This is a genomic window from Rahnella perminowiae, assembly GCF_019049755.1.
In the GTDB taxonomy this organism is placed as follows: domain Bacteria; phylum Pseudomonadota; class Gammaproteobacteria; order Enterobacterales; family Enterobacteriaceae; genus Rahnella; species Rahnella perminowiae.
The window spans coordinates 1-7,010 of record NZ_JAFMOS010000385.1; the positions used below are offsets into that span (position 1 = coordinate 1).

General features: G+C 51.2%; 8 protein-coding genes and 2 pseudogenes. 1 reads left to right on the plus strand and 9 read right to left on the minus strand.

The window, feature by feature from the left end; all coding sequences use genetic code 11:
* Positions 1-185 (plus strand): hypothetical protein (locus J1785_RS04990; RefSeq protein WP_217218946.1); only part of this gene is annotated, 185 nt, incomplete at its 5' end.
* On the opposite strand, the pseudogene J1785_RS04995 reads toward J1785_RS04990, so the two are convergent.
* The 9 genes and pseudogenes from J1785_RS04995 to J1785_RS05035 form a co-directional block, all read right to left on the minus strand.
* Positions 103-482: pseudogene (locus J1785_RS04995) on the minus strand (transposase); the annotation flags it as partial. The gene J1785_RS04990 and the pseudogene J1785_RS04995 sit on opposite strands and share 83 nt — an antisense overlap.
* A 221-nt stretch (positions 483-703) precedes the next feature.
* Entirely contained in the window at positions 704-1,333 is a 630-nt protein-coding gene (locus tag J1785_RS05000; protein WP_217137479.1) for a DUF2913 family protein, read from the minus strand.
* 303 nt (positions 1,334-1,636) lie between these two features.
* Positions 1,637-1,851 (minus strand): annotated as a pseudogene (locus J1785_RS05005) (integrase core domain-containing protein); the annotation flags it as partial.
* 217 nt (positions 1,852-2,068) lie between these two features.
* On the minus strand, positions 2,069-2,467 hold the full coding sequence (locus J1785_RS05010; RefSeq protein WP_217137478.1) for a GlcG/HbpS family heme-binding protein: 399 nt from the start codon (positions 2,465-2,467) through the stop codon (positions 2,069-2,071).
* Positions 2,468-2,974: 507 nt separating this feature from the next.
* Entirely contained in the window at positions 2,975-3,394 is a 420-nt protein-coding gene (locus tag J1785_RS05015) for an ExbD/TolR family protein (protein WP_227969101.1), read from the minus strand.
* Positions 3,395-3,426: 32 nt separating this feature from the next.
* Entirely contained in the window at positions 3,427-4,095 is a 669-nt protein-coding gene (locus tag J1785_RS05020) for a MotA/TolQ/ExbB proton channel family protein (protein WP_238483081.1), read from the minus strand.
* Between the two features lie 149 nt (positions 4,096-4,244).
* The gene (locus tag J1785_RS05025) at positions 4,245-5,096 is read right to left on the minus strand and encodes an energy transducer TonB (protein WP_217137475.1); all 852 of its coding nucleotides are present in this window, start codon (positions 5,094-5,096) and stop codon (positions 4,245-4,247) included.
* Positions 5,097-5,230: 134 nt separating this feature from the next.
* Entirely contained in the window at positions 5,231-6,187 is a 957-nt protein-coding gene (locus J1785_RS05030; RefSeq protein WP_217137474.1) for a FecR family protein, read from the minus strand.
* A gap of 17 nt (positions 6,188-6,204) precedes the next feature.
* Positions 6,205-6,723 (minus strand): sigma-70 family RNA polymerase sigma factor, encoded by a 519-nt coding sequence (locus tag J1785_RS05035; protein ID WP_217137487.1) that lies wholly within the window; start codon positions 6,721-6,723, stop codon positions 6,205-6,207.
* Positions 6,724-7,010: the final 287 nt, after the last annotated feature.

The window sequence follows — 7,010 nt, forward strand, 5'->3', positions numbered from 1 at the left end:
GGAAGGGGGATATCCTTACCGGCTTTATAATTATTATACTTGGAGGTGTTGATGTTAAACTCACTAACCTTGTGGTCATTGGTGTTCTTGGATCTATAGGACTAGCCACTCGTAAAATCCTGCCCGTGCTACACCCAATACCCGGCACATCGTTTTTACGCGATACTCATGTCGATGATCGTTGATGAAGCGATACTTTAATCGGGGTCCTTTGCAAAGTACCGCGCGGCTTTTTTTAAGATATCACGCTCTTCTTCAGTGCGACGTAACTGCGCCCGCAGCTTGAGAATCTCGCTTTTGGCTTCCAGTAAATCGGAGGCATGCTGTTCGGTTTTATCCGGCTTGATGGCTTTAACCCATTTATACAGGCTGTGGGGGGATACGCCCAGGCGGGCGGAAACGTCGGTAACAGAGTAGCCGCGTTCAACAATTTGGCGGACGGCTTCTTCTTTAAACTCAGGGGTGAAACGCTGTGTTCCCATGGGATCCTCCTATGCTCAAAATATAGGCCAGAAGTGTCCACGATCCTAGGGGCAGTCCAAACCGCGTTTAGTAAGATAAATCGATTGAAGCGCAGATTTTGAGAAATTTATGCAAAAAATTATCGCAATAACATGGAACCAGCACACACGAAAAGGTCATTGTGTAGACACCTTTTATTAACATAGATAATGTCGCTATGGGACGTTGCTGTTAAGTGGCATTATTCACAACTTCTAACCTGAGGTGGATAAATTGTCACTAACGTCAAGTTTCCCGATTTCGCACTCTTCTTATTTGGGAATTTATGCTCGTTAAGTTGTTGCTCAAAAATGCTTGCCTTACCTATGACATGGATCTCAAGTGATTCCGTCAGTCGTCCATGGCAGTCAAAAGCTTCATGCAAAGCGGCTTTCTCCACAATAAAACCGTTGGCTTCAATCCCTGCATTATCCTGCTGGACCCATTCTTCTTCACTAACTGTGTAGTTTTCCCATCCCAAATTTTTCATTGCCTGGATGGCTTGTGTCAGTCGAAACAAGTCCGAGCCGCGTGCAATGGAATGATTGTTCATATTCCAGAGAGTTTCAAGATGATTGCACAGGTTCGCATCAGTGCCGTAACGACGTCCTCGATCTAGCATCAGGGTGATTTCAGACGCTACACTTTTGGGGAAACGTTTCTGTTTTTGCGCGGTGGAAAGCCAACGGACCATGAAGAGGGTTTCGCTGTGAGCATTGGAAATTTTGCCATCCTGACGTGAAAACTCCAGCGCGCATAGTGCGCAAAATGCCAGATGCCGAAGGTCAGATGCAGAGGGTGTAACTCCATGAGCAGGAGCGCTCTTTTTCATATTTACAGGGGTCCTTCAATTTATTATTGCGTTGCAACATTCAACTGTAGTTGGCGCAACCTGTCAATCAGTGGATAACTTGTCCTGATGACATACATGATACGTCTGCTAGGCTAAAACAGAACTCTGAGGGGCCCTATTTATTTACTGCCGCCCAGTTTACCAGTCCTGGCTTTCTTTTTTAGGCATCCTGGACTTTAATGGACAATAGGCAAGTTGGCACAAATATCAGCCCTAATAATCCGACCACCATTTTGACCCGCTCCCCGTATGTGATCCAGCCATAATCAGGAATAACCGGCTTCATTCTGGCTGCATATTCTGGCAACCGGCAGATTTTTCGGCAAATTCGGAGGGTGTCATCCAGCCCAGTGCAGAATGGGGACGACTCTGGTTATAGTGTATGCGCCAAGCCTCGATTTTGCACCGTGCATCCTCCAGAGACATGAACCCGTTCTCGTCTGCCTTAACCTGCCGTTGAAGGACTCCACCGTAGCGTTGTCCTGCGGCGGTCTTGAGCCAGACCCATATTTGTTTGAGCCAACTGATAACAACGCCGGCTCACGGTATCTAATAATGATTATCAACCGCTTGAAGCTGCCTTAGCTGAGGTTTGTTCCATATAAACGGTACATGTCTGAGAGCGAACGACGAAGCTGACTCAGAGCAACCAGGTAGTCCATGTCAAGGCACGGAGCTTCTGGCATGATGGTCGAATGAACGCCGATAAGCCTGTCATTTTTGCTGCGCCGCGAATGCATCGCGGCCAGCACGTGCACAGACTTCGTCCTGGGCGCCAATAATTTTACCGGCAGATCCGCTCACGCCAATCGCTCCCACGAGTGTGCTTCCGACATGCAAGGGCACCGCCCCACCATCCAGTAGCATGGAGAGCGTGACTCGCTTGAGGACGCTCTTGTCGCTTTGAGCTAGGTCATTCACTTCCGAGGAAGGCATGTTAAAGGCGAGCGCGGCCTCGGCCTTGCGCATGGCTACAAAGCCATGACTGCCATCAGTTCCATCAGCATTGAGCAGCACTCTGACCTTCCCTTCCGTATCGATCACGGCGACGCCGACCCGATAGCCTGAATGCCGACATGTATTGAGCGCTGCTTCGGCCGCAGTTATTGCCACTGCCAGTGAGGGGCCTCGCGCTATGCTCTCGGGTGGGCGGTTCGGCCCCAAATTGAATCCTGCCGGAACGTCCCGAGGCGTCGCGTGGAAAGTTCCGTCTGGATCAATCTGACCAAAGGGAGGCAGCACGTCACCCGGGAGCGCTCTTATCCCTGAGGGCGTGTCCTGAAATGCCGTCTCGCCCATTGCTGTCCCAGCCCAAATGCATACTGTACCCAAGCCAGCTACGAGCAGCAAAACTACTTTCCGCCGCGATATCCTCATTTATGTCATACCTCTAAAGTGAAAGCACTACATGCGACGGTTGGAGGCCCGGAGGCTAGTGCCTGTAGTGTGGATGTCGATTGGTCCCTCGGTAGAAGGGGTATGCAAGCTACGCCGGACTGTCGACAAAAAAACTAGCTATAAAGGGTAGTCCATGGTGCCTGGCGTTCAGATAGTCCTGGCATGAGCGAACTTATGCTTCAAAATCCCGCCAAGCAATGGCATTGGGTTTAGCGGTATCTTTCAGCCTGGATTTTTATCGACAACAAAATCAAATTTTGTCAGCCCGACGTTCTGCGCGCTGGTCATGATAAACGCGACTCGGCCATATTCCGTCACCTTATCCGCATAAATGCGCAAATGGGGCAACTGCGGCAGTTTTGCCGTCTCTTCCAGCCTTGATTTAAAAGCGTCGTCGTCAAGCGTCTGTTTGTCCCAAGCGATACTGCCGTCGGCCATCACTGAAATATCTATTGCCTTAGCGTGATTATCCACCACGCTGGCGCTGGCCTTGGGCAAATTCACTTTTACCGCGTGGTTAATCACAGGTAGGGTAATCATAAATACGATTAACAACACCAGCATGACATCGATAAACGGCGTCATATTGATATCGTTCACCAGTGGGTCTTCGTCAATCTCGAACTGTGAATTACCGGGCATTCCCATTGTTTTCTCCTTGCTGCCTGCGGCTACTACATCGAGTGCCCAGCGCGAAACGGCTGGACGCTATTGGGCACAGGTGTTTCATCGACAAGCGGTGTAGTGACATCTGCGATGGTAATACGCGAACCGGTGAGATAATAAGCGTGCAGTTCGTGAGCGAAGCGGGCAATGGCATTTTGCAGGCTTCGGTTACGCCGGCTGATAGTGTTAAACCCCAGTACCGCGGGAATGGCCACGAACAGGCCGAATGCTGTCATGATAAGTGCTTCGCCAACTGGACCGGCAATATGGGCCAGATCTGGCTGATCCGCCATGCTGATAGATTGTAAAGCATGATAAATGCCCCATACAGTACCCAACAACCCAACAAACGGCGCGGTGCTGCCGATTGATGCGAGGATACCCAGGCCCGATTGTAGTCTGGAGCAACTGTCATCGATGCTGTTTTTCAGACAACGTGCCAACCAGTCGCTGATATCGAGATTATTGCTGATGCTAGCCTCAATATTGTACTCGTGTGACATGGCCGCATGACCGGCAATCGCCAGTTCGCGGAACGGGTTATTGCCGTTGTTGCCTAATGATTCGATGGCGGACGGCAGCGTTTTTTCACTCCAGAACCGGTGCTTGGCGCGTAGGACGATTTTGCGCAGTCCCGCGCCTTGTATGCATTTTATCGCGATCACCGACCAGGACATTATGGACATGACCAGCAGGACTAAGGCCACCGTGTGGGTGATCATGTCCCCCTGCAACCAAACGTGCTCAATGCTAAACTCATTCATTTTGCTACCTCAATTATCAAATAATGCTATTACTCATTTTATTGATTTGCTAGCCCAACGAGCTAACGGGATAATTTGAATGTAATGGGTTGTATCGTCATAACGGGAATCGCTTGGCCGTTTTCCACATAGGGGTTACACCGTATGCGGGACACCGCCGCCATTGCGGCCTGGTCAAGATCGTCATAGCCACTGCTGCGTGCGACTTCGCCGCGCTTTAAGGAACCGTCCGCATTGATGACTAAGCGGATCAGCACCTCTCCCTCCTCCAGCAACCGTTTAGCCTTGCGCGGATAGTCGGGGGCGGGTACTTGGCAGCCAACGGTCGGTACATTTTTCGGCGTAGCATTGGGCGCGCTTTTCAGCATTGCACCCTGGGAAGTTGCCGGGACTGCCAATTGGTCGGCAACCTTGGCATTTTGTACTGGCGATGGTTTTGCCTGCGCCGCCGGGCGTGATATTACCGGCTCTGGTTTAGGTTTAGGTATGATTTTAGGCCGAGGTTTAGGCTGCGGCTTGGGCAGCGGCGCGGTTTTTGGTTTAGTTTCCGGCGCGGGGGCTACGGGAGGCGCGTCGCTTTGCGCAACTTCGCGGTCGCTATTATCCGCGACCAGTACCTGCGGCGCCTCGGTGACCGCGGGAACCTGCGGCGGTTCGGGCTGCGGCGCCGCCACCATAGTTACCTGCACGCTAGGCTGCTCTGCGGGATTGATAATGTTCAACGGCCGGTATTGAGTGGTGTGGGTGATGGCCACCGCAATCAGCGCCAGATGGACCATCACCACGGCGGCAATCATCAGTTTTGACTGGTAATCTTTTTTAGTAGCCGCAGACCTCGAAGGCAGAAGTACGGTAGCCTTTTTTCTTTCAGGTACTTCGATTGTTTCTTTCAACATCAGGTGCTGTGCTTTCACCACTAACCTCGCGATAAATCCTGACTGACCGCAAACTTGCATTAGCGGAAATTTCTTGGGGGACTTATTCTGTATGTGCACTGAGGCAGCAAAAGTGACACCTGTTAGGAAAAAAAAAGCAAATTTAAACGCAATCAAGCAACGGACGAGGTGACATGGATCCAATATCCCGTGGTACGAGTAATAGCAATCGGCATAGTCTGGGCCAGAGCATCGAGCGCATAGGGCACATCGTCCAGCGGGAAGTTGCCGCTGACGCGCAGGTTGGCGACGGCCGGATCTAGGCGGATAATCGCCGAGCTGTAGTTTTTCAGTGAAGCGATGACGGAACTCAGCGGCGTATCTTTGACTTCCAGACGACCCTGGATCCAGGCCGTCTCCGCATCGGGGGAGATGGCCACCGGCATCAGCGTATCCTGGTTGAACCACAGGCCGTGACCAGCTTCAACCCATTGGCTGTCGCCGCGCCGTATAGTGACTTTTACGACCGACTCCAGCACCGCAAGATGGATACCGCCGTCTTCCTGGCGCACATGAAAACGCGCTTTCTCCGTCAGGACGCGCCCCATGCCGGTATTGACGCTAAAAGGCCGGGTATCGTTCACGACGCTGACAATAATGCCGCCAGTGCGCAGATCAACATTACGAAGGGTATCGTTGAGGGTGATATTCAGCGCGGTTCGCGCGTTCATATCGAGGGTGCTGCCGTCACCCAGTTCGATGTGCCGTCGTTGGGCGGTGTCGGTATGGATATCGGACAACAGGTAAGGCACGGGATATTTCTGGTTTACTACCAGGCCGCTGATCATGGCCATGGCGGCAATGCCCAGAGTATTGTATATAAATTTACGACGACTTGAGGGCGCAAGGAGAGTCTGTCGAACATTTTCCGAAGGCATGGTATGCGTAAGTGAATCGATCTTACCCAGCGTGGCCTCTATTTTAGCGCAGATGGCATCGTGGTGCGCGTCGGCATAACGCCATCGCTTATATTGTTGATAATCGTCTTTCGTCGCCTCGCCGGAACGCAGCAGCACCATCCACTTGATGGCTTCCTGTAAGGCGGGATCGGGGTACTGGGTTGGTTTCATATTTCTTTTTTAACTGGTTAATTATTATGCTCTGCGAGCACCAGATAACAATTGGTGAGCGCCTTCGCCACATATTTGCGCACCATGCTGGTGGATACGTCCAGTTCTTGGGCGATTTCAGCATAGGTCATACCGTCAAGTTGATTAAACAAAAATGCTTTGCGCGCATTGGTGGATAAACCATCAAGAGCGCGGTCAATGGTGAGTAAGGACTCTACGACCATCTCTTGCTCTTCCGGCGAGGGATGGCAAAACTGCGGTCTGCTAGCCAGGGCATTGAAATAGGCCCGCTCCAGATCTCGTCGGCGCCAGCTTTCGTATAATACCCGCTGGGCAAGCGTTGTCAGCATGGCCCGCGGCTCGCGGATATTGAGCAATTCAGGGATCGCAGCAAGACGCACAAACGCCTCGGAGGCGATATCTTCCGCGCCGGTGCCATGGCTGATACGCCGTCTAAGCTTATCGGTGAGCCACCGGTAATCTCTGTGGAAAATAAGCGTTAATGCATCTGTTCGGCGGGTAAATTCTGTAGGCATCATCTCCTCCATCTCGTAATCCACTCGTAATACCTTTCTCCGGTCTCTACAAAGGAGCGACAGCGACCAATACTGAAAAATATGACGTCCTTACCGCCGCACAGGGTCTTTTGGGCAGGACGGTAAATTCATTCATATCTAATATGCAATATGCGATCCAACATTCTTCTCATAGGTTTAACTTTTTAAAACATAGAGTTATTTTTTATTTACAAAGAGACAGCTTTGATTAGAAGCCTGGCAGAAGTGGGAAGTATTACGCGAACATTGATAGATCTGAAGCATTG